Source organism: Pseudonocardia sp. P-1 (assembly GCF_058111925.1).
The window spans coordinates 4502737-4526993 of the sequence record NZ_CM176614.1; the positions used below are offsets into that span (position 1 = coordinate 4502737).

Consider the following 24257-nt stretch of genomic DNA (forward strand, 5'->3'; position numbering starts at 1 on the left):
ATCCTCGCGCTCAGACCGCGATCGCGGTGGACCGGCCCAGGGCGTCGGTCCCCGGGCCGAGCAGCTCCGCGGTCCCGCGGGCCACGCGCTCCGCGGTCCAGGCGCAGGCCAGCGCGTCGAGGACGTCGTCGAGCCGGGCGGCGGTGGGCAGGTCACCGAGCGACGCGGCGGAGGGGACCCACTCCGACAGCGCCGCGACCCGCTGGCCCGCCCCGCGCGCGGTCTTCTTCGACGCGAACGCACGCGACGGTGCCATGGTGCGGAACGTCAGCTCCGGGTGCGCCTCGACCACCGACGACGGCAGCCGCACCTGCTGGAACTCGCGGATCTTCCCGACGATGTACCAGGTCTGCAGGCTGATCTTCTTCCCCGTGACGGCCTGGGCGGCGGCGCAGGCCTCGTCGTAGGAGCCCGCGTCGAGCACCGGGGCGGGCGGGGTCGGGAACAGCGAGGACCGCGCCCGGCCCAGTCGCGCCGACGCGAGGATCTCGGCCTCGCGGCGCTGCGCACCGGCCGGGACCGACAGCGGGATGTCGACCCCGACGGCGTCGCACCCGGCCGTCGCGGCGAGCACCGACGCCGCGTCGGGGACCACCGTCCACGTCACCTCACGTGTCCGTCCGCTGCCGGAGAGCACGCACACCACCCAGCCACCCGGGACCCCGTCCACGCCGCTGATCCGCATGGGGGAGGATCGTGCCCCGTGCGCGTCTACCTGGGCAGTGACCACGCCGGTTTCGAGGTCAAGGGCAAGCTCGTCGAGTACCTGACCGAGCAGGGGATCGAGGCGATCGACGTCGGGGCACCGACCTACGACGCCCTCGACGACTACCCCGCCTGGTGCATCGAGACCGCGCGGCGCGTGGTCGAGGACCCGGAGTCCCTCGGCATCGTGCTGGGCGGATCCGGCAACGGCGAGCAGATCGCCGCCAACAAGGTGCAGGGCATCCGCGCCGCGCTGGCGTGGAACGAGGCCACCGCGAAGCTCGCCCGCGAGCACAACGACGCCCAGGTCATCGGTGTCGGCGCGCGGCAGCACAGCTTCGACGAGGTCGTCGCGATCGTCGACGCCTTCCTGGCCACCCCGTTCTCCGGCGACGCGCGCCACCAGCGGCGCATCGACCAGGTCCTCGACTACGAGCGGACCGGCGAGATCGAGCTCCCCGCGTCCTGACCCGGAGCCGGGATGCCCGAGGGACACACGCTGCACCGGCTGGCGCGGCTGCACCGGAAGCTGTTCGTGCGCCGGCCGGTCGGCGTGTCCAGCCCGCAGGGCCGTTTCGAAGCCTCTGCGGCGCTGCTCGACGGCGAGGTGATGACCGGGGCCGAGGCCCATGGCAAGCACCTGTTCCACCGCTATGGCCGCGACCGCGTCGTGCACGTCCACCTCGGGCTGTACGGCACGTTCGTCGAACAGCCGCTGCCCGCGCCGGAACCGGTCGGGCAGCTGCGGATGCGCCTGGTCGGGCAGACCCACTACGCCGACCTGCGCGGCCCGACCGCCTGTGAGCTCCTCACCTCGGGCGAGGCCCGCACCCTGCGGGCCCGGCTGGGCGCGGACCCGCTGCGCCCCGACGCCGACCCGGACACGGTCTGGGCCCGCATCTCGGCCTCGCGCAGCCCGCTCGCGACGCTGCTGATGGACCAGAGGGTGCTCGCCGGCGTCGGGAACGTCTACCGCGCCGAGGTGCTGTTCCGGCACGGCCTGGACCCGCAGCTCCCGGGCCGGTCGCTGGACCGGGAGACGTGGGACGCGATGTGGGCCGACCTCGTCGCGCTCATGCGCGACGGTGTGCGGACCGGCCGTATCGACACCGTGCGTCCCGAGCACGACCCACGCCGGCGCGGTCGGGCCGGACGGAAGGACCGGCACGGCGGCGAGGTCTACGTCTACCGCCGCACCGGGATGGAGTGCCTCGTCTGCGGGACGCCGGTACGGCACGCCGAGCACCAGAACCGCAACCTGTTCTGGTGCCCGGCCTGCCAACCGTCGCGGGTCTAGGGTCGGCCCCGTGGAGCAGAAGCCGATCGAGTGCTGGATGACCGACATGGACGGTGTCCTCGTCCGCGAGGGCAGCATCGTCCCGGGTGCGGACACGCTGCTGTCGCGGCTGCGGGACAAGGGCGTGCCGTTCCTGGTCCTGACCAACAACAGCATCCACACCCCCCGCGACCTGCGCTACCGGTTGCAGGCCACCGGCCTCGACGTGCCGGAGGAGTCGATCTGGACCTCGGCGCTCGCCACCGCCGCGTTCCTCGGCGAGCAGCGCCCCCAGGGCAGCGCCTACGTGATCGGCGAGGCCGGGCTGACCACCGCGCTGCACGACATCGGCTACGTCATCACCGACCGCAACCCCGACTACGTCGTGCTCGGCGAGACCCGCACCTACAGCTTCTCCTCGATCGCGACCGCGATGCGTCTGGTCGAGCAGGGCTCCCGGTTCGTCGCCACCAACCCCGACGCGACCGGCCCGTCCCCGGAGGGCATCCTCCCCGCGACCGGCTCGGTCGCCGCGATGATCTCCAAGGCGACCGGGGTCGACCCGTACTTCGTCGGCAAGCCGAACCCGCTGATGATGCGGGCCGCGCTCAACCGGCTCGGCGCGCACTCGGAGTCCACGGTCATGATCGGCGACCGGATGGACACCGACATCCTCGCCGGGCTGGAGGCCGGGATGCGCACGGTCCTGGTGCTCTCGGGCATCACCAAGGAGCACGAGATCGACCGGTTCCCGTTCCGTCCGACGCGGGTCGTCTCCTCGGTCGCGGACCTGATCGACGACGTCTGACCCGCCCCGGACCTGCGGGGTTGCGAACTACACCGATGTGGTTCACCCTCGAACGCATGTACGGAGAACTGGTGTCCTGGCAGCGGTGCGCCGGCTGCGGCGCGGAGGCCGAGCTCCCCGGTGACGAGACGGCGGGCGTCGCCGTCCCGTGCCCGGACTGCCCCGGCTCGATGACCGAGGAGTTCAGCTGGGACGCGGTCGCGGCCTGAGCGGCCCGCTCAGACCTTGAACCCCAGTGCGCTGGGCTCGCCCCGGCGCAGCGCCGCGACGTGCTCGACGACCGTGGTCAGCGAGTGCAGGTCGTGGCCGTTGCGCATGGCCGAGACCAGCGCGCGCTCGGCGGCCTCGATGCCCTCGGCGGTGTCGACGACCTCGGCGAGCCGGTCCGGCGCGGCGATCAGCAGGCCGTCGTCGTCGCCGCACACCAGGTCGCCCGGGCTCACGACGAGCCCGCCGAACGACACCATCTCGTCGACGGTGCCCGGGTCGCTCGTGCTGCCCGAGGCCGGGCAGGTCCCGCGGGCGAACACCGGCAGCCCGATCCCGCGCAGCCCGCGGACGTCGCGGACCAGCCCGTCGACGACGATCCCGGCCAGCCCGCGCCGCTTCGCCTCGGTCGCGAACAGCTCACCGGACACGGCGCGGTGACCAACCGCCCCGGCGACCACGAGCACCGAGCCGGGGCGGGCCGCGGACAGCGCGGCGAACATCGGCAGGTGGTCGTCCACACAGGACACCGTCACCGCGGGCCCGGCCATCGACACGTCCGGCACCAGGGCCCGGATCGCGGGGTCCACCACGGGAAGCGACTTGTCGGCGTCGCAGATGGAGGACACCTGCAGCTCGCGCAGACGGTCCAGCAGGTCGGTCATGGACGTCATCCTGTCGCACCGTCCGCCGTCGCGCGCCGTCGAGCGTCCGCGGCGCGCGCGGCGATCTCCGAGCGGCGCACCTTCCCGGCGTCGTCGCGCAGCGGGTGGTCGACGACGTCGATGCTCCGTGGCTGTTTCGCCCTGCTCAGGCGCCCGTCGAGGAACTCGCGAAGATCGTTCTCGATGCCCGGTTCGGCCTGCACGACGGCGTGCACGACGTGCCCGTAGTCGGCGTCCGGCAACCCGACGACGACGGCGTCCCGCACCCCGGGGTGCGCGGTCAGCGCCGCCTCGACCTCCGCCGGGTACACGTTCGCGCCGCCGACGAGGATCATGTCCGCGCGTCGGTCGGCCAGGTAGAGGTAGCCGTCGGCGTCCAGCGAGCCCATGTCGCCGAGTGACTCCCAGCCGTCGCGCTCGCGGGCGGAGGCGCCCAGGTAGTGGTACGTCGGCGCCCCGCCCGACCGCATCCAGATCTCACCGGTGACACCAGGTCCGAGCTCGCGGCCGTCGTCGTCGCGGACGGTGATCTCGCCGCGGGTGACCCGCCCGACCGACCCCGGGTGGGCCAGCCAGTCGTGGCCGTCGATCGCGGTGCCGGCCTGCGACTCGGTGCCGGAGTAGATCTCGAACACCGTCTCCGCGCCGACCCGGTCGATCCAGCCGCGCTTGACCTCCGGCGGGCAGGGCGCGCCGACGTGCAGCACGGTCCGCAGGGTCGCGGTGTCGCAGGCGGCCCAGTCGGCGTCGGGCAGGCGCAGCATCCGGCTCATCATGGTCGGCACCGCGTAGAGCCAGGTGACGCCGTACGCGGGGATCATCGCGAGCGCGCGGGCGGCGTCGAACCGGCCCATGAGCACGACGTGGTGGCCCTGGAGCAACGCCATCAGCGTGAACATGAAGGGCGCGTTGTGGTGCAGCGGCGCGGTGCAGCCGAAGACGCCGTCGCGGTCGATGCGCAGCCCGTCGGCGCGGGCCAGGACCTGTTCGACGCAGGCGGCCTGACCGGCGACGATCACCTTCGGGGTACCGGTCGACCCGCCCGAGGTGGGGGCCTTCCAGCTGGGCCCGACGACGTCGGGGAGCGGGCCGTCGTCGTAGGAGCCGGCGTCGACCGGGGTGTCGACGACGAGTGCCGGCGCGGCGACGGCGAGCACCGCGTCGCGCTCGACGGCGGGCAGCCGGGCCGACAGCGGCTGGGGCACCGCGCCGACCTTCCACGCCGCGACCGAGCACTCGAGGTGCGCGGCGGTGTTCGGCAGCGCGATCGACACCAGGTCCCCGCGCCGCACCCCGCGGTCGGCGAACGCCCTGGCCAGACGGTTGGTGCGGGCGTCGAACTCCGCGCGGGTGCGCACCACACCGGGGCCGTCCGCGGTGTCCTCGGTGACCAGCGGGCGGTCCGGGTCGGCGGCGACGAGCGCCCGCAGCCGGGCGGCGAGCGCGGTCGCGCCGGCGGGCACCTCGGGCTCGGGGAAGCGGGGCTCGCGGAGTCGTGCGGTCATGCGGTCCTCCCGGTGGTGCCGGTGACTGCGGCGTCGAGACGCTCGTCGTCGGGGACCGGTCCGCGGGCCAGCACGTACCGGGCCGCCAGCAGCGAGACGAGCACGATCACCAGCGAGTACCCCACGACGGGCACGATCGACCCGGTCGCGGCCAGCAGCGACTGCCCGACGAGCGGGGCGGTGCCGCCGAACAGCGTGCCCGCCAGCGCGTAGGACAGGGAGATCGCGGTGTAGCGCATCCGCGCGGGGAACGCCTCGGCCAGCATCCCGGCGAGGATCGCGTAGTACATCGTGTGCGGCAGCGTCGCGAGCGCCATGCCGAGCGCGGCCAGCCCGAAGCTGCCGGTGGAGATCAGCCAGAACATCACCGGGAACAGCGGCAGCTCGATCAGCAGCAGCGCGGTGACGACCTTCCGCGGGTTCCACCAGGTCGCCATGAACGCCCCGAGCGGCTGGGTGAAGAACTGCACGGTCGAGCTGATCAGCACGACGTTGAGGAACACCTGGCGGTCGAAGCCGAGGTCGTTGACCGCCCAGGACAGCGCGAACGTGTTCTTGAAGTACGCGGCCGCCGCCACCAGTGCGCACGCGCCCACCGAGACGACCACCAGCATCGTCCGCTCCCGCAGCAGCTCCACGAGCGGGAACCGCGCCGTCGTGCCGCGCGACCGCATCGCGACCAGCGCCGGGCTCTCCTCGATCCGCAGCCGGATCACCAGCCCGACGACGACCAGCGCCGCCGACACGAGGAACGGCACGCGCCAGCCCCAGGACAGGAAGGCGTCCTCCGGCAGCATCGCGACGAGCGCGAACGAGCCGGTGGCGAGCATCTGCCCCGCCGGGCTGCCCTGCTGGGCGAAGGCGCCGTAGAGGATCCGGCGGTTCTTCGACGCGTGCTCCGAGGCGATCAGCACCGCGCCGCCCCACTCCCCGCCGACGGCGAGCCCCTGCACGAGCCGGGCCACGACCAGCAGCACCGGGGCGAGGACGCCGATGTCGTCGTAGACGGGCAGCAGCCCGATCGCGAGCGTCGAGACGCCCATCAGCAGCAGCGTCGCGACCAGCGCGGTCTTGCGGCCGAGCCGGTCACCGAGGTGGCCGAAGACGATCCCGCCGATCGGCCGGGCGAGGAACCCGACCCAGAACGTGGCGAACGAGGCCAGCACGCCGGCGGCGGGGGAGGCGTTCGGGAAGAACAGCGGCCCCAGCACCAGCGCGGCGGCGGTGCCGTAGATGTAGAAGTCGTACCACTCGATGGTGGTGCCGACGAACGAGGCGATCCCCGCCTTGCGGCGCATCGACGGTGTGCTCGTGCTCAACCCGGTGCCCCCTTGCACTCGTCGTGGAGCGACGGCCGCGACCACGCCGTCGTGACCACCGCCACGCAACGGTAGAACAGCATTGGGACGCCATCGGGACGCTCTCGCTTCCATTCCTGTCGTCGGATCGACATGATCGGAGGGTGGAGCTACGGCAGCTGGAGTCGTTCGTCGTCGTCGCCGAGGAGCTGCACTTCGGCCGGGCCGCGGCCCGCCTGCAGGTCTCGGGGCCGCCGCTGTCCCAGCAGATCCGCAGGCTCGAACGCGAGGTCGGCGCCACGCTGTTCGACCGGCACACCCGCGCCGTCGCCCTCACCCCGGCGGGGGCGGCGTTCCTGCCCCGGGCCCGCCGTGCCCTCGCCGCCGCGGACGAGGCCGTCGAGGCGGCGCGCGAGGCCGCCGCCGGCGGCACCGGCTCGGTCCGCCTCGGGTTCGCCGGACCCAGCTCCAACGCCTGGCTGTACCGGACCGCCCGCCGCTTCCGCGCGCACCGGCCGCAGGCCCGGCTGGTGCTGGTCACCGGCCGGTTCTCCGGCGAGCTGGCCGAGGACCTGCGCACCGACCGGGTCGACGCCGCGCTGATCCGCACCCCGGTCGACGACGACGGCCTCGTCGTCCACGAGATCGACCGGCACCGGCTCGTCGCCGCGCTGCCCGAGGAGCACCCGCTCGCCGGGCGGGACACGATCGACCTGGCGGAGCTGGCCCACGACCCGTTCGTCACCTACCCGGCCCGGCGGATGGCGGTCATGCGCACGTCGGTCGACGCGGCCTGCCTGCACGCCGGATTCCTGCCGCGCGTCGAGCAGGAGGCCCCCGAGACGCACACCCTGCTGTCCCTGGTCGGGGCCGGTGTCGGGGTGGGGCTGGCGCTGGACGCGACGGCGGAGCTGCGCACGCCGGGGGTGGTGCTGGTGCCGCTGACCGACCCGCCGGAGGTGCCGCTGGCGCTGGCGTGGAAGGCCGGTGCGGTGAACCCGGTGCTGGCGGGGCTGCTGGAGGCGGCCGGTGTGGGTGGGGCGGTCGTGCGGGGGGTCGGGTCGGTCTGACCCCTGCCCTCCCGCCCCACCCGCTCAGCCGGTGGCCCCGGCCCGGTGCGGTGTCCGCACGGTCAGCCCGGTCACCCGGGCCGGCTCGCCCACCTTCACCGGAATCCCCTCCTGTCGGGCCGCCACGTCGTGGCGGCATGATGGACGGTGCCGCCTCACGTCGCGTCAGGTGCAAGCCCCGGACGCCACGGTCCCGCCGCGACACGCCGGTTCCCGCGACACGCCGGTCACGGATTCACCCCCGCGAGTGGTCGCCCCCCGCCCACGGTCCGGTCGGTCGATCACCCTTCGCATCGGCCGCCCCGGACGTGGGGACGGAGGGTGTCCGGCGTCCTGGGAGAACCGGTTCCGTCCGTTTCACACCACACTTTCGGTACCCGTGGTGATCGGGTCACTCGTTGGTGTCGCCGCCGTATCCCCGCCGGTGAGCGGCTGCCTACTGTCCGCTTGCCGTGACGCACAGGCGTCCCGGTGGTGCTCACGGGAATCGTGAGAAACGTCCGTCCCACCGGACACGATCGGGGAGAAAGACATGCGCAGGAAGCTTGCGGTCACCGGCGTCGCCGTCATCGCCACCATGGTCGCCTTCAGCCCGCTGGCGTCGGCTGCGCCCGCGCCGAAGGACGACGACGGTGACTCCTTCGTCCAGGACGTCGGCAACACCCGGGGCGACCAGTTCGGCCTGGTGAACCTCGACGACGTCAACGTCCTCAACAACGCCAACGTCTGCCCGGGCGTCAACGCGGCTCTCGGCAACGTCCTCGGGATCCTCGGCGGCGGGGCGGCGCAGAACCGCGACAACCCGACGTCCTGCGACTGACCCCGACGACGACCTCCGCCCCCTGCCTCCCGCCGCCACGGGACGCAGGGGGCGGTTCCGTCCTGCCCGACGCCGGCCGGGGCTCAGTGGAAGACGTAGTCCGACGGCTCGACGCGGCGGGTGCGCTCGTCGTACTCGCGCATGTAGCCGGGCCAGTTGGTGACGATGCGCCCGGTGTCGTCGCGGTACCAGGAGTCGCAGCGGGTCCACGCGGTGCCGGGGAAGCGGGCCTGGACCTCCTCGTCGTAGGCCTGCTCGACCTCGGGGCGGACCTCCACGCCGGACGCGCCGCGGCGGGCCGCCTCCTGCAGGGCCTCGCGGACGTAGCGGACCTGGTGCTCCAGGTACCGGATGATCGAGCCGCCGGAGGTGTTGGTGTTCGGGCCGTAGAGCACGAACAGCGACGGGAACCCGGGGACGGTCATGCCGAGGTAGGCGTGCGCGCCGTCGGACCACTCGGTGCGCAGCGACCGTCCGCCCGGGCCGCTGATCTCCATCGGGAACATGAAGTCGGTCGCCGCGAACCCGGTGCCCCAGATGATCGTGTCGACCTCGTGCAGCGTGCCGTCCTCGGTGCGCACCCCGGTCGGCTCGACGGCGGTGATGCGTGACGTCTCGACCGCGACGTTGGGCCGCTGCAGCGCGGGGAGCCAGTGCGAGCTGAACAGGATGCGCTTGCAGCCGAAGGTGTAGTCCGGCCAGACCTTGCGGCGGACCTCGGGGTCGCGCAGCTGGGCCCGCATGAACAGCGTCGCGTAGAGCCGCCCCAGCCTGCCCCAGGTGGCGGGGTGGCGGATCATCAGTGTCAGCGCCTCGCAGTACTCGGTGATGAACCGGCGCCGAGCGGCCTGCAGGCCGGGCACCCGCGCGATCGCGGCCCGCCACCACGCCGGGAACCTCCGGTTCCGTCGCGGCAGGAACCAGTTCCCGGACCGCTGGAACACCGTCATGTGCCCCACCTCGGGGGCGATCGCCGGCACGAACTGCACGGCGCTGGCTCCGGTCCCGATCACGGCGACGCGACGCCCGCGCAGGTCGTGGTCGTGGTCCCAGCGCGCGGAGTGGAACATCGTCCCGGCGAACGAGTCGACGCCGGGCAGGTCGGGGGACACCGGCCGGTTCAGCTGACCGGTTGCGACGATCAGCACGTCGGGGGTCCAGGTGCGGCCGTCGTCGGCGGTGACCGTCCAGGGTCCGTCGGCCTCGTCGCGCCGGGCGTCGACGATCCGCACACCGGTCTGCACGAGCTCGTCGACCCCGAACTCGGCGGCGACACCCCGCAGGTAGGCGAGGATCTCGGGCTGCGGTGAGCAGAGCCGCGACCAGTCGGTGCGCTGGGCGAACGAGTACGAGTACAGATGGCTCGGCACGTCGCAGGCGGCGCCCGGGTAGGTGTTGTGCAGCCACGTACCGCCGATGCCGTCGGCGGCGTCGACGATCGTGACGTCGCGGATGCCGTGGGCCCGCAGCTCGATCGCGGCGGCGATGCCGCCGAACCCGGCGCCGACCACGAGAACGCTCGGTGCGTGCACGGGACCTCCCTGTCTCCGGAATGCAGCAGCGATCACCGTAGCGATGCGGCCCGGGGCCCCGGGTGCCCGTCCCGGCCCGTGCGGGCCGTCTCCGACCCCACACGACGGGGCCGTGCGACCCGGCCCGCGAGGGAGCACAGTGGAGGGTGAACGGCCGACACCGGGCCGGCCGGGAACGGAGCACAGTGATGAGCACCGTCGTCGTCGGCGTGGACGGATCGGACGCGGCCCTGGACGCCGTCGCATGGGCGGCCCGCGAGGCCGCCGCCCGGCACGCCGACCTGCTGCTCGTGCAGGCCTTCGACGTGGCCGGACTGTACGCGGACGCCGCCGTCGCCCCCCTGCTCGACGACGTCGAGGAGTCGATCCGCGAGGAGTCCCGAGCGACCCTCGACGCGGCCCGGCACGCCGCCGCGCAGGCCGCACCCGAGGTCGCGGTCGACGTCGCCGAGGACCGTCGGGCGCCGTCGACGGCACTGGTCGAGCGGTCCGCCACGGCGGAGCTGCTGGTGCTCGGGTCCGCCGGGCGCGGGGCGATGGGCACCGCGCTGGGGTCGGTGACCCTCGCCGTGGCCTCGCACGCGGGCTGCCCGGTCGTCGTCGTCCGCGGCACGTCGTCCGACGGGCCGGTCCTGGTCGGGATCGACGGCGGCCCGCTGTCCGACGTCGCGCTGGAGCACGCCTTCGCCGCGGCCGCCGAGCACGGCACCGGGCTGGTCGCCCTGCACGCCTGGCACGACGGCCGGTCCCCGGCCCTGCGCGCGACCGGTGCGTTCGACCGGCTGCGCGAGGCCGAGGAGCGGGCGCTGGCCGAGCGGCTCGCCGGCTGGTCGGAACGCTATCCCGACGTCGCCGTCGAGCGGGTGATCGAGCGCGCCGAGCCGGGACGGGTGCTGGCCCAGCGCAGCGGGGCGGCGCGGCTGGTCGTCGTCGCCACCCGGGGGCGGGGCGGGTTCACCGGGCTGCTGCTCGGCTCGACCGGGCTCGCGCTGGTCCAGCGCGCGGACTGCCCGGTGATGCTGGTCGGGCCCGCCGCGACGGCCTGAGCGGCTACGACCGGAGCGCGGGGTCCAGCGCGGCGGTGAGCGCGGCGACCGTGACGTCGCCGCGGTACTGCTCGCCGTTGACGAACAGGGTCGGCGTGCCGCGCACGCCCGAGCGCACCGCCGCGTTGAACCCGGCCTCGACGCGGTCCTCCGCCAGCCGCGTCGCCGGCCAGACGACCCGGTCCGGCCGCACCCCCGCGGCGACGGCGTGCTCCCGCAGGTCGTCCTGGCGCAGCCGCGGCCGACCGGGGGCGAACAGGGTGTCGTGCATCTCCCAGAACCGGCCGTCGAACCCGGCCATCTCGGCGGCGAGGGCGGCCGCGATGGCGTGCGGGTGCACCTCGTGCAGCGGGAAGTGCCGGAACGCGAACCGCAGCCGCCCCTCGAAGCGGTCGCGGACCTCCTCCAGCACCGGTGCGGCGTCGCGGCAGTAGGGGCACTCGAAGTCGCCGTACTCCACCAGCGTCAGCTCGGCCTCGGGCGGGCCCAGGACGTGGTCGTACGGTCCGACGGGCGGATCCAGGCTGATGACGGCCTCCTCGTTGCGTCCCGCGACGGGCGGGGCAGGATCAGCACATGGCGGTGATGACCTTAGCCGAGCGCGGCGACCTCTCCGATGCCGCGCGGCGGTTCCTCGGGACCGAGTCCGGATCGGCGGTCCTGCTGGTCGGGGCGGCCGTCGTCGCGCTGCTGTGGGCCAATCTCGGCGGCGGGTACGAGACGTTCTGGCACACCCCGCTGGCCGTGTCGTTCGGGGAGTCCGCGCTCGACCTGGACCTGCGGCACTGGGTCAACGACGGCCTGATGGTGCTGTTCTTCCTCTCCGTCGGGCTCGAGATCGCCCGCGAGACGACGCTGGGCGAGCTGCGCGGGTTCCGCGCCCTCGCCGCACCGGCCGCGGCCGCGCTCGGTGGACTCGTCGTGCCCGCGCTGTTCTTCCTCGCGCTCAACGCCGGTGGCGAGGCGGCGGGCGCCTGGGGGATCGCGATCTCCACCGACACCGCGGTGATGCTGGGTGTGCTCGCGCTGCTCGGGCCGCGCTGCCCCGACCAGCTGCGGGTGTTCCTGCTGGCTCTGGCCATCGTCGACGACATCGGCGCGGTGCTGGCGATCGCGCTGTTCTACACCGACGAGGTCGACCTGCTCGCGCTGCTCGTCGCCGTGGTGCTGCTCGCCGGGCTGCTCGCGCTGCGCTGGGTGCGGTTCTGGCGGACGCCGTTCTACGCCGTCGTCGGGATCCTGTGCTGGGTCGCGGTGCTGCGGTCGGGGGTGCACCCGAGCGTCGTCGGCGTCGCGCTCGGGCTGCTGGTCAACGCCTACGCGCCGCGTCGCACCGAGATGGTCGAGGCCGTCCGGATCGGGAAGAACTTCCTGCTCGACCCCACCCCGGAGCGGGCCCGCACCGCCCGCGCGGTCGCGGTCGCCGCCGTCTCCCCGAACGAGCGGCTCCAGCAGGCCATCCAGCCGTGGAGCAGCTACGTCATCGTGCCGCTGTTCGTGCTCGCCAACGCCGGGGTGGTGCTCTCCGGCGAGACCCTGTCCGCGGCGGCCACCTCCCTGCTGACCTGGGGAATCGTGCTCGGTCTCGTGGTGGGCAAGCCGATCGGTGTCGCCGTCGGGACCTGGGTCGCGCTGCGCACCGGGATCGGGCGGGTGCCGGACACGCTGCGCTGGGGACAGCTGCTCGGCGGTTCGGCGCTGTCGGGCATCGGGTTCACCGTCGCCCTGTTCGTCACCGAGCTCGCGCTCACCGACGAGCTGCTCGTCGCCGAGGCGAAGATCGGGATCCTGACCGGGTCGGTGCTGGCCGCGCTGTCGGGCTGGCTGGTGTTCCGGCTGGCGGGTGAGCGGGGCGGGCAGTGCGCGCCCAGCGGCCTGCCGACGCTGCCGCCGCGGCCGTGGCGGCCGGCGGACTGACCTGCGTGGTTCCACGGAGGCCCGGCGACGACGTCCGGGGCAGGGTGGCGGGACCCGAGGGGAAGGAGACCCCCGTGCACAGCGCTCTGCGCGCGATCCCGGTGGGACTGGTCGCCGGGCTCTGCGCGACCGTCGTCGCCTGGTACCTGATCGGTGACGTCAGCCCGGCATCCGACCTCGCCGACGGGACGCGGGCGTACGACCCGCCGGCGTTGCCGTGGCCCGTCGGGGTGCTCGCCGGGGCGGGGCTGGTCTGCTGCGTCGCCGCGGTCGTCCGCCGGTGGGCCGTGGCGTCACCGGTGGTGCTGTGCGTGGTGGCGGGCCTGCTGGTCGGGTGGGCCGGACGTGTCGTGACGGCGGCGTCGATCGGCGCGAACATCGGTGGCGGCCTGATGCTGCTGTTCGGGCTGCCGCTGGCCGGGATCCTGGTCCTCGTCGCGGTCGTGACCGCGCTCGTGATCGCCCGGAGGGCTCAGAGGGACGCGAGGATGTCGAAACCCGACCCGTCGGCGACGGCCATGTAGATGCGCTGCTCGGCGCGGCCGTCGCGTACGGTCACGGGTCCGCGCGGGCCGACGTAGTGGCACCGTCCGGCGGCCTCGGACAACCGGACCGCGTCGGTGGTGCCGACCCGGTTCGCCAGGGCGGCGAGGACCCCGACGCCCTCGTAGCAGGACTCGCCGGGCGCGCACGGCAGCGGTGCGCCGGGGCCGAACCGGCGGGCGTAGCGGGCGCCGAAGGCCAGGCTCTCCGCGGTCGGGAGGGCCTCGAAGTAGCCGGCGGCGGTGAACACGTCCTGCGACGCCCCGGCCCCGGCGCAAGCCAGCATGCTCTCGTCCATCAACGGGGAGAACCGGGCGTACCGGCTCTCCAGCCCGCGCCGGGCGAACTCGCGGTGGAACGCGACGGCGTCGGAGCCGACGAGCAGCGTCAGGACCCCGTCGACGTCGAGGTCGGCCAGGTCGTCCAGCACCGCCCGGTGGTCCGAGGTGCCGAGCGGCACGAACCGGGTGTGGTCGAGCGTCGGCCCGCCGGACCCGTCGAGCGCGGCCCGGGTCCGCGCGATCGACCGGTGCGGCCAGCGGTAGTCGTTGCCGATCACCGCCCAGCGCCGGACGCCGATCTCCCGGGCCATCCACCGCAGCGCCGGGGTGAGCTGGATGTCCGGTGTCTCACCGATCGGGACGACACCCGGCGTGGTCTCACCGCCCTCGTAGAGCGCGGTGAACACGTACGGCACCAGTCCGCGCAGCGCCGACGCGAGCCGCACCCGCACCGGGGAGATGTGCCAGCCGACGACGGCGTCGATCGCCCCGGTCCGCGCCGCCTGCGCGACCGCCGTCGCCACCTGGTCCGGCGCCCCGGACCCGTCGAGGATCCGCAGGTGGACGGGGCGGTCGAGGACCCCGCCCACCGCGTTCAGTTCCTCGACGGCCAGCCGGGCGCACAGGATGCACGACGGCCCGTAGATGCCGTCGGAGCCGGCCGAGGGCACGACGAGGCCGACGGTGAACGACGGTCTCGCAGTCGACGGCATCGGACGCACCCCCACGGACGCTTCGACGACCGGAACGCCGGCGCGGGGCGGGGTGTTCCCGCCGTCACACCGCGCGGTCCCACGGTCCTTCGGCCCTGAGCGGACCGGCGCCGCCCCACGAGGATCGACGGCGAGGAGGTGGCCGACGATGACGACCCGACGGACGGTCCCGGTGGTGCTGGCGGTCGCGGCGATGATGACGGTGCTCGCCGCACGGATGGCCCGCCGGACCGGGGCGTCCCCGGCCGAGGCGCGCGTGCCGCGGCCCGGCGACACCCTGCTGCCCCGTGCCGACCTGCAGTACGACCGCGCCCGCACCCTCGCCGCGCCGCCCGCCGAGGTGTGGCCGGTCGCGCTGCCCGACGGCACGCCGGGCACCCGGCTGCACCTGCGTGAACGCTACGAGACCGGGGGTCTCGTGGAGCGGGCGGCGGTCCGGCTGACCGGCGTGGTCAGCGCGGTCATGACGTGGCGGATGCTCGGACGGCTCGCGGTGCTCGTGACCGGGGCGCCCGCGCACCCGTCCGGGTGGTCGGGGCCCGGCGTGCCGCTCGGCTCCCGCCGGCCGGCCCGATGCCTGGCAGGGTGGTCGGCCCAGAGGCGCTGAGCCGACCGGACCCGGAAAGGACCTCGATGTCGCAGCCGCACCCCTCCGACTCCAGCCGGATCGCCGCGATCCTCGCGCACCTCTCGGCGCCGATCGCCGCGATCCTCAGCGCCGGGCTGCTGAGCCTGGTCGGCCCGCTGCTGGTCTGGCTGGTCAAGAAGGACGACCCGTTCGCGCGCCGGGCCGCCGCCGGGGCGTTCAACTTCAACCTGTCGTTCTGGGTGCTGTTCATCCTCTGCTGGATCCTGATCTTCACCGTGGTCGGGATCGTGGTGGCGCTGCCGCTGATGCTCGTGCTGTTCGTGGTGTCCGCGTGGTGCCACATCAAGGGCGCGGTGCGGGCGTCGAACGACCGGCCCTACGACTACCCGTTCCAGCTGCGCGTGCTGTCCTGAGTGGGGCGGCCCTCAGCCGGCGTCGGCGGGGGTGAACGTCTCCCGGTGGATCAGGCGGGGGGCGATGCGGCGCCGCTTGAACGCCCTGACCCCGGCCTCGACCATCCCCGGCGGCCCGCAGAGCCAGCCCGACCAGCCCCGGGCCGATCCGACGTCGTCCAGGAACAGGTCGGTCGGGAGTCCAGTGCGGTGGAACGTGCCGTCGGGCGGGCTCTCGTGGGAGAGCACCGGAACGACGTTGACGTTCGGGTGGGCCTCGGACAGACGGGCCAGGAGGTCCAGGTCGTAGAGATCGGCCGCACCGCGGACCCCGTGGTACAGGAGGATCTCGCGGCCCGGTCGGCCGGCGAGCGCGGTCCTCACGATGCCCAGCAGGGGGGGCAGCCCCGTGCCGCCCCCGATCAGCACCATCGGCTCGCCGCCGTCGTCCTCCGGGTCGAGGAAGAAGTCGCCCAGGGGCCCGGCGGCCCGTACCCGGTCGCCGACGGCGAGCCCGTCGAAGATCCAGCGGTCGGTGGCCGTGCCCCCGGGGACGAGCCGTACGTGCAGCTCCAGGACCTGGTCGTCGTCGGCGACGTTCGCCAGCGAGTACTGCCGACGAGCACCCGAGCCCGGGACCGTGAGCTCCACGTACTGGCCCGCGTGGAAAGCGAGCGGGTCGGCCAGACCCAGCCGCACCCGGCGGGTGTCCCGCGCCATGTCCTCGATGTCGACGACGACGGCGTCCAGATCGCGCAGGGGGTGGGTCCGACGCCCCGCGCTCCCGCCGCCCGGCCCCGACGGTGCGACCTCCGCGTCCGAGCGGAGCCGGGCCTGGCAGGCGAGCGCCAGACCGGCGGACCGCTCGTCCTCGGTCAACGTGCCGAGCGGCGAGTCCCGGTGGTCGACCTCGCCGCTCAGCACGCGCACCTTGCAGGTGCCGCAGGTGCCCTGGTTGCACGAGTTCGGCATCCACGCCCCGGCGCGGAGGAACGCGTCGAGGACCGACTGGTCCGGCCCGCACGTCACCCTCCGCCCGGCGACGGTCGCCGTGAACGCCATGCCCTCACACCTCCCACACGGTGTGCAGGGTGGTCGGACCGCGGAATCCCCAGCCCCAGAACTCGACGTCGGAGGAGGTGTCGCGTTCCAGGTTCGGGATGGCCTCGAGCAGCTCCTCGAGCGCGATGCGCATGACGTGGTTGGCGTAGTAGATCCCGGCGCAGGCGTGGTTGCCCGCCCCGAAGGCCAGGTGCGGGAGCGGGGGCCGGTCGATGTCGAACCGGGTCGGCGCCTCGTACCGGTCGTGGTCGTGGTTGGCGGAGCCGTAGGAGAGGATGACCGGGGTGCCGGCCGGGAGGTCCACGCCCGCGACCGTCACGGGCCGGGTCGAGATGCGTGCGGTGGCCGACCAGATCGGCGACGTCCAGCGCATCCCCTCCGAGACCGCTCGCGGGATCAACGCGGGGTCGTCGACGACCCGCTCCATCTGCTCGGGCTCGCCGAACAGCCCGACGAGGGTGGACGCGATCCCGTGTCCGGGCTCCTGCATCGCGCCGAGCAGGTACACGTAGACGGTCGGATAGATGTACTCGCGGTCGCGGGTGCGCCCGGGAGGCATGCCGTCGTGCAGCCAGCGCGAGATCGCGCTGTCGTCGGGGTGGGTGATCCAGTGGTCGATCAGCGGGTCGACCACGGCCTGGATCTCGGCCTTCGCCCGGTCGCCCTCGACGAAGCCCTCCGGGTTGGCGAACTCACCGCTCTCGGTCATGGCCGCGTTCGTGAACGAGCGGTTGAGCTTCGCGAACCAGTCGCGCAGGACGTCGGACTCCACGTCGCGGAGCCCGAGGAGGTCACCGAGGGACCGCACACTGACCGGCTCGCAGTACTGCGCGACCAGCTCGGCGCGGCCGTCGTTCTCGAAGCTCTCCAGGTAGCGGCGGGCGATGGGACGGACGAGGTCCTCGACGTAGCGGTCGACCTCGACCGGCTGCAACGCGGGCTCGACCATCCCGCGCAGGTCGGCGTGGACGTCCCCGTTGACCCCGATGATCGCCGGGTGGCCGAAGGTGCGCCCGCCCGCCGGGGTGATGACGGCCTCGAAGGCGGCGCTCGTGGCCACCTCGCGGCAGACCTCCTCGGTGGACGCCACGTAGGAGCCCAGTACCGGGACGTAGGCGAGTGGTGCCTCGGCACGCAGACGCTCGTAGGTCGCGTACGGGTTCCGCTCGAGGTCGGACATCGTCACGTCGTCCAGCCACGAGAGGTCCGGGGTGCGGGCGTCGTTCACCGCCGTCATGGGGGTGGCTCCTTCACTGCGTCGGTTCGGGACGGCGAGAAGGTAGGCGGGGTCGTCGGGGGCTGACGACACCGATCGCGCGGTTTCGGTACCGATCGCGCGAGGAGTTCGAACGTGATCGGTGTCGGATACGATCGAGGGCATGGCCGCACACAGGGGTGCGCCACCTCGGGACTGGGACCAGGTGTCGCAGAGCGTCGCTGACGTGTACTTCCCGCACGAGCTGACGCCCATCGGTCCCGGGAGCAGGCCTCGCCTCACCCTGCAGACACTCGATCTCGGCCCGGTTCTCCTCGGCTACGTCGGCTGGGGAGCCGACATCGCCATCGACTGCGACTATCCCGGGGCGTACGAGGTCAACATCCCGTTGACCGGTCACTTCGTCAGCCAGACCCGTCGCGGATCGATGACCTCCGTCTCCGGCCAGGCGGCGGTCTTCCGGGCCGACAGCGCGTGCCGGATCACGCACTGGGACGCGACGTGCACCGTGCTGGGGGTCAAGTTCGACCGCACCTGGCTCGATCGCGAGGCGGAACGCGTACTGGGCAGCAACCCCGTCCGGGTCGCCGGCGTCCTGCCCGACCAGCTCGATCTCGACCGGGGCGGAGGTGAGGACTGGCGGAGACTCGTCAGCAGTCTCGCCAGCCACCTTCGTCGCCCGTCACTGTTCGCCGGCTCTCCCGTGGTCTCCGAGCAGCTGGCCGGCGCGGTGGCCGCGGGATTCCTGCTGACGAGCTGCCCCGACCTGGGCACCGGGTCGCCCGCGCGGCCGCGCACGGTGTCCCGGGTCGTGGACGCGGTCCGTGACGACCCGGCCCGGCCCTGGACCGTGGCGGACATGGCGGTCCTCGGGAGCACCACCGTGCGACGGCTGCAGGAGGGCTTCCAGGAGTGGATCGGATGCTCCCCGATGGAGCACCTCACGACCGTCCGCCTGCAACGGGCGAAGGCGGACCTGGAGAGCCGGACGTCGACCTCGGTCAGCGATGTCGCGGCGAACTGGGGGTTCTCGAGTCCGAGCCGGTTCGCAGCCGCATTCCGCCGTCGCTACGGCCTGTCGCCCTCGGAGTTCCGTCGGTACCACCGCCACGGCGGCTCCCACTGAGCACGTCGCCGCTGCGGGGGACGGCCGGACCACGGCTCGGTGCGGGCGCCGGCCGGGACCACCGGCCGTTGCCGGACGCTGTCGGATGCCGCTGTCGACCGCTTCCGGACCGCCGCGCACGGTGACGTCTCCGCTGGTCGGGGTGGCGGGATTTGAACCCACGGCCCCTCGCTCCCAAATCACGCCGGAACGGTCTCGCTCTGCGCATCCTGGTCGCCTGAACTGCGTAAATACTCTCGCGAGACGACCGCGGACGGTGGCGTACAGCGCCCCGTTGCTACAGAACTGCTACATGCCGACCGCCGTCGAGCCGCAGCCCTGATCCGTCGGGCTGCCCGCTGACGGCGGCCATCCCCCTACGCCCGCACACCGCCGGAACCCACGTGGCTCCGGCGGTGATGCCGGCGTGCCCGGACGACGGTTCAGCCTGCCCGCGAGACGGCCTCCGCGAGAGGCCACGCCGTGCAGCACACCCCATCCACGTACCCGGGTCCCGACGCGTCGCGGACCGCCCCCGATCCCGGCACCAAGAACAACACCGCCGACCCGACCCTGTCGTCGGTGGCGGCCGCGGGAGCCGTGGCCGGCCCGCAGGCGCGGGCCGGAGGCAGGAGCGTCTGCGGGTCGGACGCGAGCGGACCGGCCGCGGCCCCGGCGGCAGCCGCGGGCCGGCCTGGGCTTGTTCTATGTGCCATATCGGGCCGGGCCACCGAACCGACCCGGACCCCGGACACAGTGGAGGGGCTGTGGTCCCCGGCATTCCCCTCGCCGGAGCTCGTCGACGCCGCGGCCGCGCTGCTGCCCGCCGTCCGCGAGCACTCGGGCACGCTCGCCGAGGGACCGCGCTGGGAACTGACGGTCGGGCCGGGCATGTTCGCCGTGGGTACCCGGGACTGGGCGCGCGCCGAACGCACCGCGCAGCGTCAGGCCGAGGTACAGCGCAAGGACGTGGATCTGGCGGTCGGCCAGCACCTCGCGACCGGTGAGTGGGTCGATCCGCCGCCACGGATGAGGATCACCGGCTGGTCGCGGAAGTCTCGGGCACGGATGGTGCGACGGCTCTGCGAGCTGGACTACACCCCGCTCTACGCCGGTCGCCGGCTCCCGGCGATGGTCACGTTGACCTACCCCGGGGACTGGGAAACCGTCGTCCCCACCGGCCCGGTGCTGAAGCAGCACATGAAGGCCCTGCGCAAGCGCTACCTGCGCGCCTGGGGCGAGGACTGGGCGTGCGTGTGGAAACTCGAGTTCCAGCGGCGCGGGGCACCGCACGTCCACATGCTCTGCACCCCGCCGCACGGCCAGGCCGCCACGACCGGCGAGCGGTTCCACGTCTGGCTCTCGCGGGTGTGGGCCGAGGTCGTCGACCACCCCGACCCCGAGCAGCGGCGACGCCACGAGCTGGCCGGGACCGCGCTGGACTACCGGGAGGGCCTGCGCGCGACGGACCCGCGCCGGGTCGCGGCGTACTTCTGCAAGCACGGGATGCTCGCGGCAAAGGAGTACCAGCACCAGGTCCCCGAGGCGTGGCAGGAACCCGGCCGCGGGCCGGGACGGTTCTGGGGCGTCTGGAACCTCGAACGCGCCACCCGCACGCTCGCCGTCACCCCGGCCACCGGCGTGCAGGCCGGCCGGATCGCCCGGCGCTGGGCTCGCGCGCAACGCCGGACGCAGCAGACCTGGAAGATGCGCGTCGAGCAGTCCACCGGACGCGTCCGATACCGGCGCTCGCGGTCACGGGTGAAGCTAATGACCAACGGCGGCCGGGGCTGGATCGCGGTCAACGACGGACCGGCGTTCGCCGCCGGCCTCGCCCGCTATCTCGACCAGCTCGACCACTGAGCCTTTGCCAACCTGACGGACGGGCAGGTCAGAGCGTGTGCGGCGTGGCGTGACCTCGAAGGGGTGAAGCTCCTGGTAGACGAGCGGTTGCTGAGACCAATCCGTCCGACCAGGAGCTTCAAGGTGCTGTCCTACCCGTCCGGGATGACCGTGTCCACCCACACGCTGAAGATGGTCAGCACGCTGCTGCGTCGTCACCGCCGCGAACGCGCGACCCGCTGGCGCAGGCTCACCCCGGGCCGTCAAGCCCTGCTGGTCGTGGCGCACCTGCGCACCGGTGACACCTACGCCCAGCTGGCCTGCGGATTCAAGGTCGGGACCTCCACGGTGTACCGCTACCTGCGCGAGGCCATCGACCTGCTCGCTGCGATGGCCCCGACCCTGGAGCAAGCGATGCAGGTCGCGGCGCGCAAAGCGTTCGTGATCATCGACGGGACCCTGCTGCGCATCGACCGGGTCGGCATGGCGAGCGGCTATGACCGGGGGTTCTACTCGGGCAAGCACAAATGCCACGGGCTGAACGTGCAGGTCATCGCTGACCCGGTCGGCCGGTTGGTGTGGATCTCCCCGCCGCTGCCCGGGGCCCGTCACGACATGGGCGCAGCCCGCGAGCACGGCATCATCGACGCGCTCACCGAGTACGCGATCCCGGCCGCCGGCGACACCGCCTACCAGGGTGCCGGGCCTACGGTCGCGGTCCCGCAGCGCCGTCGGCGCCTCGACCCCGACACCGGTCGTTACCGACCCTTGTCGGTGAACCAGAAGGCGGTCAACGCCGCGCACGCCCGCCGTCGCGGGCCGGGCGAGCGGGTCAACGCCGAGCTGAAGACCTGGAAGGTCCTGCGCAAGATCCGCTCCAGCCCGAACCAGGCCGCAGCGCTCATCGCCGCAGTTCAGACCCTCATGATCGCCAACACTTGATCAGGTTGGCAAAGGCTCACTGCTGCGGGCGGCGGCCCTCGACCCGGCAGCTCCAGTACGTGCACGCCGTCCTGCGCAACGCGCTCGGGCACGCCGAGCGCCTGGAGCTGGTCCCGCGCAACGTCGCCAAGCTCGTGCGGGTCAAGACGCCGGAGTACTCCGTCGGGAAGGGCCTGCCCGTCGACCAGGTGCGCACCCTCCTCGCGACGGCCGAGGGGACGCGGTTCCATCCGCTCTACGTCGTCGCGGCCACCCTCGGGCTCCGACGGGGCGAGCTGCTCGGGCTGCGGTGGTGCGACATCGACATGGACGACGCGACGATCCACGTCCGGCAGACCGTGCAGCGCGTCGGCGGCGAGCTGGTCGTCGAGGGCACCAAGACCCGCGCCTCGTCGGCCGTCGTCCCGCTGCCGAAGATCACCCGCTCGGCGATCCTGGCTCGTCGCCGCGTCTGGGCCGACGAACGGGAGACCGCGGGGGAGTGCTGGCAGGACCACGACCTCGTGTTCTGCACGCAGGTCGGCACCCCGCTCGAACCGCGCGCGCTGAACCGCGACTTCGACAAGCTCCGTCTCCGCGCCGGCCTTCCTGGCGTTCGGCTGCACGACCTGCGGCACACCGTCGTCAGCCTGCTGCTGTCGCTCGGGACGCCCCCTCACGTCGTGCAGGCCATCGCCCGTCACGCCGACATCGACGTGACCATGACGATCTACGCCCACACCAACCTCGACGAGATGCGCCAGGCACTCGACGCGATCGAATGGGAGGCGGGATGAGCCAGGTGTCAGAGGCGTCGTGCGCGCGTCGCGCGGAAACGGAAGCTGTCCTGCTGGGCAGGTTCGTAGTCGAACTCGACCTGGTCGCCCTGCTCGAACGACTTGTAGCCCTCGGCTTCGATGGCACTGAAGTGGACGAAGGCGTCGAGGCCGTCGGGCAGCTCCTGGCTGCTGATCGCGCCCCAGCCCTTCTCGGCCTTGTAGAACTTCACGACCCCGGTTGCCATGCGTCGATCAGAGCAGGTCGGGTCGCCACGGTCCACGCGGTTGCGGGAGCTACTGCTACAGCAACTGCTACATCTCGATCTTTCGGCGATGTAGCACCGACCTGTTTCCGCAGGTCGGATGTGGTCGGGGTGGCGGGATTTGAACCCACGGCCCCTCGCTCCCAAAGCGAGTGCGCTACCAAGCTGCGCCACACCCCGTCGACCGCAGTCTAACTACGCTTTATACCCCGCCGCGCAGCGCTCCATGCCTGAGGTGATCGAGCACCCACGATCGGGTGAGACGTGAACGCGGCCACTGCGAGGTCCGTAGAGACGGGCAAGAACGACGAACCTCGTGAAACTCTCGGAAAGGACCCACCCCGATGCGTCGCACCCTGCCCCGTCTCGCCGCCGTCACCGCCGCGACCGCCCTCGGCTTCGCCGCGACCGCGGGCGTCGCCTTCGCCCAGCAGGCGGACGTGCCCGAGCCGGACTCGTTCACCAGCATGTACACCGTGATGGCCACCCCGGACACCATCATCAACAACGACGGCGCGTCGGTCCCCGGCCAGCCGGGTGCCACCGGAGAGTTCAACTTCCGGATCAACTCCGACGACGAGGTCATCTGCTACGACATCACGCTGCGTGGCGTGACCGGCGAGTACCAGAGCCCGGCCGCGACCGCGACGCACATCCACGAGGCGGCCGCCGGCCAGCCCGGCCCGCCGCGGATCTCCTTCCCGAACCCCCAGGGTGACGGCGACGTCCGCACCTCGTCCGGCTGCATGCAGGGCCCCTTCACCACCGGGCTCGAGGGTGACAACGGCCAGGACACCGGCACCGGCTTCTCGCTCAAGCAGATCGAGGCGAACCCGGCCGGGTTCACCGGCGACACGCACACCGCCGAGTTCGCCGCGGGCACCGTCCGTGGTCAGCTGCAGGAGGTCCCGATGGGCGGCGTCGAGACCGGCGCCGGTGGCGCGTCCGACTCCACCGCCCTGTACGCGATCGGTGCCGCCGGCGTCGCCGCGGCCGCCGGTGCGGGCGTCGTGATGGTCCGCCGGGGTCGTGCGCAGAGCTGAACCCGCGCGTGACCGACGCCCGGGAGCCCTGCTGCTCCCGGGCGTCGTCGCGTTGCTCCTCCTCCTCGCAGGCTGCGCCGCGCCGGCCGCACCCGCCGCGCCCGAGCGCCCGGCAGGCCCGGTCACGCAGGAGCCGGTCGTCGCCGAGCCGGGGGAGGCCGCGGTGCCGACCTCGGTGCGGATCCCGGCCATCGGGGTCGACGAGCCGGGTCTGGTGCGTCTCGGCGTCGCCGCGGACAACACCGCCGAGGTCCCGCAGGACTTCGACCGTGTCGGCTGGTTCGACCGCGGCGGCAATCCCGGACCGACTGTCCTGATGGGACACGTCGACTCGCGCAGCGGGCCCGCGGTCTTCTTCGACCTGCGCGACCTCGGACCGGGTGACGTCGTCGAGGTCGGTCGCAGCGACGGCACGACCCTACGCTACGCGATCGAGCGGACCCAGCAGGTTCCGAAGGACGCGTTCCCGACCTTCGAGGTGTTCGGCGCGGCGTCCCCGGACCTGCTGCGCCTGGTGACCTGCGCGGGCGACTTCGACCGCGGCGAGCGCAGCTACGTCGACAACTTCGTCGTGCACGCCCGCATGCTCTGACCGTTGCCCGACGCGCCGTGCGGTCCGGTTCCGCCCGTTGTGCCCGGTCCGGCGCGACACTGATCGG

General features: G+C 73.2%; 27 protein-coding genes and 1 tRNA gene. 17 read left to right on the forward strand and 11 right to left on the reverse strand.

The features are described from left to right. Positions 1-10 precede the first annotated feature (10 nt). Positions 11-685: a DUF429 domain-containing protein gene (locus AC0GKK_RS22045; RefSeq protein ID WP_357440569.1), complete on the reverse strand. Its 675-nt coding sequence runs from the start codon at positions 683-685 to the stop codon at positions 11-13. Between the two features lie 18 nt (positions 686-703). Here AC0GKK_RS22045 and AC0GKK_RS22050 point away from each other — a divergent pair, with 18 nt between their 5' ends. The 4 genes from AC0GKK_RS22050 to AC0GKK_RS22065 are packed head-to-tail and all read left to right on the forward strand — an operon-like array spanning position 704 to position 2998. Next, positions 704-1174 carry a ribose-5-phosphate isomerase gene (locus AC0GKK_RS22050; protein WP_251783846.1) on the forward strand — a complete coding sequence of 157 codons (471 nt, stop codon included), beginning with the start codon at positions 704-706 and terminating at the stop codon, positions 1172-1174. A gap of 12 nt (positions 1175-1186) precedes the next feature. Next, positions 1187-2002: an Fpg/Nei family DNA glycosylase gene (locus AC0GKK_RS22055; RefSeq protein WP_489882437.1), complete on the forward strand. Its 816-nt coding sequence runs from the start codon at positions 1187-1189 to the stop codon at positions 2000-2002. 46 nt (positions 2003-2048) lie between these two features. Next, a complete protein-coding gene (locus AC0GKK_RS22060; protein ID WP_208826864.1) occupies positions 2049-2789 on the forward strand; it encodes an HAD-IIA family hydrolase in 741 nt (246 codons plus the stop codon). Positions 2790-2845: 56 nt separating this feature from the next. Continuing rightward, complete coding sequence (locus AC0GKK_RS22065) at positions 2846-2998, forward strand: hypothetical protein (RefSeq protein WP_168172127.1); 153 nt, start codon at positions 2846-2848, stop codon at positions 2996-2998. A 9-nt stretch (positions 2999-3007) separates the two neighbouring features. On the opposite strand, the gene AC0GKK_RS22070 is transcribed toward AC0GKK_RS22065, so the two are convergent. Genes AC0GKK_RS22070 through AC0GKK_RS22080 form a run of 3 tightly spaced genes read right to left on the reverse strand, consistent with a single transcriptional unit; the run spans position 3008 to position 6485 of the window. Next, positions 3008-3661 carry an RraA family protein gene (locus AC0GKK_RS22070; protein WP_489882438.1) on the reverse strand — a complete coding sequence of 218 codons (654 nt, stop codon included), beginning with the start codon at positions 3659-3661 and terminating at the stop codon, positions 3008-3010. A gap of 5 nt (positions 3662-3666) precedes the next feature. After that, entirely contained in the window at positions 3667-5166 is a 1500-nt protein-coding gene (locus tag AC0GKK_RS22075; protein WP_489882439.1) for an AMP-binding protein, read from the reverse strand. Further along, a complete protein-coding gene (locus AC0GKK_RS22080) occupies positions 5163-6485 on the reverse strand; it encodes an MFS transporter (RefSeq protein WP_489882440.1) in 1323 nt (440 codons plus the stop codon). The genes AC0GKK_RS22075 and AC0GKK_RS22080 overlap by 4 nt, the downstream gene beginning before the upstream one ends. A 143-nt stretch (positions 6486-6628) precedes the next feature. Between AC0GKK_RS22080 and AC0GKK_RS22085 the strand changes: the two genes are divergently transcribed. Both AC0GKK_RS22085 and AC0GKK_RS22090 read left to right on the forward strand, forming a co-directional pair. Further along, positions 6629-7534 (forward strand): LysR family transcriptional regulator, encoded by a 906-nt coding sequence (locus tag AC0GKK_RS22085; protein ID WP_179762044.1) that lies wholly within the window; start codon positions 6629-6631, stop codon positions 7532-7534. Between the two features lie 532 nt (positions 7535-8066). After that, the gene (locus AC0GKK_RS22090) at positions 8067-8354 is read left to right on the forward strand and encodes a hypothetical protein (RefSeq protein WP_073575578.1); all 288 of its coding nucleotides are present in this window, start codon (positions 8067-8069) and stop codon (positions 8352-8354) included. Between the two features lie 83 nt (positions 8355-8437). Here AC0GKK_RS22090 and AC0GKK_RS22095 read toward each other — a convergent pair whose 3' ends face one another. Next, on the reverse strand, positions 8438-9886 hold the full coding sequence (locus AC0GKK_RS22095; protein ID WP_208824938.1) for a flavin-containing monooxygenase: 1449 nt from the start codon (positions 9884-9886) through the stop codon (positions 8438-8440). A 188-nt stretch (positions 9887-10074) separates the two neighbouring features. Here AC0GKK_RS22095 and AC0GKK_RS22100 point away from each other — a divergent pair, with 188 nt between their 5' ends. Continuing rightward, positions 10075-10932: a universal stress protein gene (locus AC0GKK_RS22100; protein WP_208824940.1), complete on the forward strand. Its 858-nt coding sequence runs from the start codon at positions 10075-10077 to the stop codon at positions 10930-10932. A gap of 4 nt (positions 10933-10936) precedes the next feature. Here the strand turns inward: AC0GKK_RS22100 and AC0GKK_RS22105 are convergent, their stop codons facing one another. After that, positions 10937-11392 (reverse strand): DsbA family protein, encoded by a 456-nt coding sequence (locus tag AC0GKK_RS22105; protein ID WP_489882441.1) that lies wholly within the window; start codon positions 11390-11392, stop codon positions 10937-10939. 116 nt (positions 11393-11508) lie between these two features. On the opposite strand from AC0GKK_RS22105, the gene nhaA reads away from it, so the two are divergent. Then, complete coding sequence (gene nhaA, locus AC0GKK_RS22110; RefSeq protein WP_357440595.1) at positions 11509-12849, forward strand: Na+/H+ antiporter NhaA; 1341 nt, start codon at positions 11509-11511, stop codon at positions 12847-12849. 74 nt (positions 12850-12923) lie between these two features. Further along, on the forward strand, positions 12924-13373 hold the full coding sequence (locus AC0GKK_RS22115; protein WP_489882442.1) for a hypothetical protein: 450 nt from the start codon (positions 12924-12926) through the stop codon (positions 13371-13373). Here the strand turns inward: AC0GKK_RS22115 and AC0GKK_RS22120 are convergent. Continuing rightward, positions 13322-14386, reverse strand: a complete 1065-nt coding sequence (locus tag AC0GKK_RS22120) for a substrate-binding domain-containing protein (RefSeq protein ID WP_251783809.1) — start codon at positions 14384-14386, stop codon at positions 13322-13324. The genes AC0GKK_RS22115 and AC0GKK_RS22120 overlap by 52 nt on opposite strands. Positions 14387-14534: 148 nt before the next feature. Between AC0GKK_RS22120 and AC0GKK_RS22125 the strand changes: the two genes are divergently transcribed. Continuing rightward, a complete protein-coding gene (locus AC0GKK_RS22125; protein ID WP_357440603.1) occupies positions 14535-14993 on the forward strand; it encodes a hypothetical protein in 459 nt (152 codons plus the stop codon). 26 nt (positions 14994-15019) lie between these two features. Continuing rightward, on the forward strand, positions 15020-15388 hold the full coding sequence (locus AC0GKK_RS22130) for a DUF4870 domain-containing protein (RefSeq protein WP_346107929.1): 369 nt from the start codon (positions 15020-15022) through the stop codon (positions 15386-15388). 12 nt (positions 15389-15400) lie between these two features. Here the strand turns inward: AC0GKK_RS22130 and AC0GKK_RS22135 are convergent, their stop codons facing one another. Beyond that, the gene (locus AC0GKK_RS22135; RefSeq protein WP_489882443.1) at positions 15401-16429 is read right to left on the reverse strand and encodes a 2Fe-2S iron-sulfur cluster-binding protein; all 1029 of its coding nucleotides are present in this window, start codon (positions 16427-16429) and stop codon (positions 15401-15403) included. A gap of 4 nt (positions 16430-16433) precedes the next feature. After that, a complete protein-coding gene (locus AC0GKK_RS22140) occupies positions 16434-17666 on the reverse strand; it encodes a cytochrome P450 (protein WP_224401671.1) in 1233 nt (410 codons plus the stop codon). Positions 17667-17808: 142 nt separating this feature from the next. Between AC0GKK_RS22140 and AC0GKK_RS22145 the strand changes: the two genes are divergently transcribed. From AC0GKK_RS22145 to AC0GKK_RS22160, 4 genes are all read left to right on the forward strand, one after another. Further along, positions 17809-18771: an AraC family transcriptional regulator gene (locus tag AC0GKK_RS22145; RefSeq protein WP_405415735.1), complete on the forward strand. Its 963-nt coding sequence runs from the start codon at positions 17809-17811 to the stop codon at positions 18769-18771. Between the two features lie 735 nt (positions 18772-19506). Further along, on the forward strand, positions 19507-20613 hold the full coding sequence (locus AC0GKK_RS22150; protein ID WP_489882444.1) for a rolling circle replication-associated protein: 1107 nt from the start codon (positions 19507-19509) through the stop codon (positions 20611-20613). A 123-nt stretch (positions 20614-20736) separates the two neighbouring features. Then, a complete protein-coding gene (locus tag AC0GKK_RS22155) occupies positions 20737-21534 on the forward strand; it encodes a transposase family protein (protein ID WP_161152599.1) in 798 nt (265 codons plus the stop codon). 5 nt (positions 21535-21539) lie between these two features. Then, the gene (locus tag AC0GKK_RS22160) at positions 21540-22310 is read left to right on the forward strand and encodes a tyrosine-type recombinase/integrase (RefSeq protein WP_489882445.1); all 771 of its coding nucleotides are present in this window, start codon (positions 21540-21542) and stop codon (positions 22308-22310) included. Positions 22311-22318: 8 nt separating this feature from the next. Here the strand turns inward: AC0GKK_RS22160 and AC0GKK_RS22165 are convergent, their stop codons facing one another. Together AC0GKK_RS22165 and AC0GKK_RS22170 are read right to left on the reverse strand one after the other, a co-directional pair. Continuing rightward, complete coding sequence (locus AC0GKK_RS22165; protein WP_489882446.1) at positions 22319-22522, reverse strand: cold-shock protein; 204 nt, start codon at positions 22520-22522, stop codon at positions 22319-22321. 136 nt (positions 22523-22658) lie between these two features. Beyond that, a tRNA-Pro gene (locus AC0GKK_RS22170) sits at positions 22659-22735 on the reverse strand. 164 nt (positions 22736-22899) lie between these two features. Here AC0GKK_RS22170 and AC0GKK_RS22175 point away from each other — a divergent pair. Continuing rightward, entirely contained in the window at positions 22900-23598 is a 699-nt protein-coding gene (locus AC0GKK_RS22175) for a CHRD domain-containing protein (protein WP_062396966.1), read from the forward strand. Between the two features lie 52 nt (positions 23599-23650). After that, the gene (locus AC0GKK_RS22180; RefSeq protein ID WP_405415765.1) at positions 23651-24190 is read left to right on the forward strand and encodes a sortase domain-containing protein; all 540 of its coding nucleotides are present in this window, start codon (positions 23651-23653) and stop codon (positions 24188-24190) included. Positions 24191-24257: the final 67 nt, after the last annotated feature.